Origin of the sequence: Streptomyces sp. NPDC060194 (assembly GCF_042728285.1) — a bacterium.
Lineage (GTDB): Bacteria > Actinomycetota > Actinomycetes > Streptomycetales > Streptomycetaceae > Streptomyces.
Genome location: NZ_JBHWZH010000265.1, coordinates 1 through 3,339, shown reverse-complemented (window position 1 = coordinate 3,339; position 3,339 = coordinate 1). Strand labels below are relative to the sequence as shown.

Sequence of the window (3,339 nt, the reverse complement as noted above, 5' to 3'; positions counted from 1 at the left end):
GTCCCGGCCTGCCTACGGCACCCGCACGGCCGTACGTTGTTCAGCGTGCCGGGTTCGTATATCGGTGTTGCGACGATGAAGTTGCGGCAGTGTTAACGAAGTTGATCGCCCTTTTTCCGGACATGTCGCCCCGCCGTCCCACATGTCAAGCACGTAAGCGCGTCAATCAGCAATATCTTCGCTCAAGAAGCGTCCTGCCAGCACATCCCACACCCGTACCCCCTTGACCTGGGCCCGGAACTGTTGCGAAAGTCCGCTCAAATCATGGAACTTGCACCGACCGTGTCGGGTTCCGAGTGAAACCTTCCCAACCTGTTCCATCACCCGAAATCCGAGTGCGGGGGTACTCACCTCATGTCCGGCCCTACACCAACCGCCGCGGCCGGGACCAAGGTCCCGGAGCTCGACCCCGAGGCGTCCTCCGCACCCGCCGAGAAGGCCAAGTCCGAGCTCGTGGGACGCTCGCCGGGCCAGCTCATCTGGATGCGCCTCAAGCGCGACCGCACGGCCAAGATCTGCGCTGCGATCGTCTTCGCGTACTTCGCGGTCGCCGCCCTCGCCCCGGTCATCTCCAAGCTGTACGGCAAGGACCCCTACACGCTGTACGGCCAGGACCAGGGCCTGCTCGACATGTTCAACTTCCCGATCGAGCCCTACGGCGGGATCTCCAGCGAGCACTGGTTCGGCATCGAGCCGAACCTGGGCCGTGACGTCTTCATGCAGCTCATCTACGGCATGCGGACCTCGCTGTACATGTCACTGGTGGTCACGGTCTTCATCGTGATCATCGGAGTGCTGCTCGGCCTGACAATGGGGTTCTTCGGCGGCAAGGTCGACTACTGGCTGAGCCGGCTGAGCGACTTCCTGCTCGCCTTCCCCAGCCAGCTGTTCTTCATCGCCTTCATGCCGGTCGCCGTGGCGCTGTTCGTGGCCCCCGAGGACGAGACGCCCACCTACATCCGGGCCATCGCGATCACCCTGGTCCTGACGTTCCTGGGGTGGATGGGCCTGGCCCGCCTCATCCGTGCCACCGCGATGTCCCTGCGCGAGCGGGAGTTCATCGAGGCGGCGAAGATCAGCGGGGCGTCCAACTGGCGGATCATCCGCAAGGAGTTGCTCCCGAACATCATCAGCCCGGTGATTGTCCAGGGCACCCTGATGCTCCCCGCCAACCTGCTCTCCGTGGCCTTCCTCTCGTTCGTCGGTGTCGGCTTCGTGGAGCCGACACCGGACTGGGGCCGGATGTTCTCCATCGCCGGCGACATCTACAAGGAAGACCCCACGTACATGTTCTTCCCGGGCATCGCGATGGTCGTCTTCGTCGTGACATTCAACCTCCTGGGCGACTCCATCCGGGACGCCTTCGACCCGAAGGCCGGGCGCTGACGGCGTCCCCACAGACCGGGGGTGCTGCCACCCCCTGCTCCGCTGGTCCGGATGCGCCTGGCAGCGCTACTGCAACTCACTCAACAGGTAGGTGGACTCTCCATCATGAAGCTCCTCACTTCGCGTCGGGCGCGCGCGGCCATGGTCGCTCTCGCGGCCGGATCCCTGGTTCTGACCGGTTGCTCGGACGACGGCGGTAGCGGCAAGAACGACGCCAAGACCGTCGACAAGAACAAGGCCGCCGAGCAGCAGGCCGGCGTCCAGTTCGGTGACGCGGCCGCCTCCACCGGTCCCGCCGAGGAGCTGGAAGGCGCCAAGCCCGGCGGCACCATCGCCGTCCGTATGCAGGACGACCTCTCGCACCTCGACCCGGGCCAGATCTACGTCTCCGACGCCGGTCTCCTGAGCCGTCTCATCCACCGCGGTCTGACGCAGAACCAGGAGGACGGGAAGGGCGGCGTGACCGTCGTCGGCGACCTGGCGACCGACTCCGGCAAGCCGAGCGAGGGCGGCAAGGTCTGGACGTACACCCTCAAGGACGGCGTCAAGGACGCCAACGGCAACCCGATCACGTCGGCGGACATCCGCCACTCGGTCGAGCGCCTCTACGCGACCTTCATCACCGACGGTCCGACTTACCTGCAGCAGTGGCTGTCCGGTGAGGGCACCACGTACCGCAAGGCCCTGCCCGACGGCGGCTTCGGTGACAAGCACCTGCCGGACTCCGTCCTGGAGACCCCGGACGACAAGACGATCGTCTTCAAGTTCGACAAGCCGCGCCCCGACCTGCCGCAGACGCTGGCGATGGCCGGTTACGCCGTGGTGCCGGAGAAGACCGACACCAAGGAGAAGTACGACACGAAGCCGGTCGCGACCGGTCCGTACAAGATCGCCGAGTACAAGCGCGGCAAGTCCATCAAGCTGGTCAAGAACGACCAGTGGGACCCGAAGACCGACTCGGTCCGCCACGCCTATGTCGACGGTTTCGACTTCACCCTGAACCACGACGACAAGTCGCAGACCGAGTGGCTGCTCGCCGACCGCGGCGAGGCCAAGAACGGCATCCAGTTCACCGGTGCCGTCGACGCCACGCTGGCCAAGCAGGTCATCGGCGACCCGGCCGCGAAGAAGCGCACCATCGAGGGCTTCCAGCCCTACGTGTGGCAGCTCAACATGAACATGGACCGGATCAAGGACAAGAAGATCCGGGACGCCATCGCCATGGCAGTGCCGAACGCGCAGTTCCAGTCGGTCGACGGCGGCGCCTACGGCGGTGAGGTCGCCGGTGGTCTGCTCGCCCCGACCCTCCCGGGCTTCGAGGCGGACTACGACCCGTTCGGCAAGCTCAAGAAGCGCAACGGCGACCCGGCCGCGGCGAAGAAGATGCTGGAGGAGGCGGGCAAGGTGGGCATGAAGCTCACCTACGCCTACGCCAACACCCCGATCCGCCAGCAGCAGTCCGTGATCCTCGAGGCCGCCCTGACCAAGGCCGGCTTCGACGTCCAGAAGAAGGAACTGGACGGCGCCACCTGGTACGAGCAGGTCGGTAAGGTCGACAACAAGCTGGACATCTACATGACCGGCTGGGGCCAGGACTGGTCCTCGCCGTCGACCGTCATCCCGCCGTCCTTCGACGGCACCCAGATCCAGGACGGTTCGTCGAACTACACGCACCTCAACGACCCGAAGGTGAACTCGGAGATCAAGCGCATCGGCGCCATCACCGACCCCGAGAAGGCCACTGAGGAGTGGAACAAGCTCCACCACTACATCGTGGAGGAGATCAACCCGGCCGTCCCGATCTACTACACCAAGCAGTTCCAGATCTACGGCTCCAACGTCGGCGGTGCGCGCTACTCCAGCACCACCAGCTACATCGACGTCACGCGACTGTTCCTGAAGAAGTAACAGCCGCTTGAACTCGGCCTCCCGGGGGCGTCCACTGCCCCCGGG

The 3,339-nt window shown here is 65.1% G+C and carries 2 protein-coding genes; both read left to right on the top strand.

The features are described 5' to 3' along the window. The first annotated feature begins 354 nt into the window (after positions 1-354). Complete coding sequence (locus ACFWEG_RS28640; RefSeq protein ID WP_387220926.1) at positions 355-1,386, top strand: ABC transporter permease; 1,032 nt, start codon at positions 355-357, stop codon at positions 1,384-1,386. 105 nt (positions 1,387-1,491) lie between these two features. Continuing rightward, the gene (locus ACFWEG_RS28635; protein ID WP_387220923.1) at positions 1,492-3,294 is read left to right on the top strand and encodes an ABC transporter substrate-binding protein; all 1,803 of its coding nucleotides are present in this window, start codon (positions 1,492-1,494) and stop codon (positions 3,292-3,294) included. The last annotated feature ends 45 nt before the right edge of the window (positions 3,295-3,339 follow it).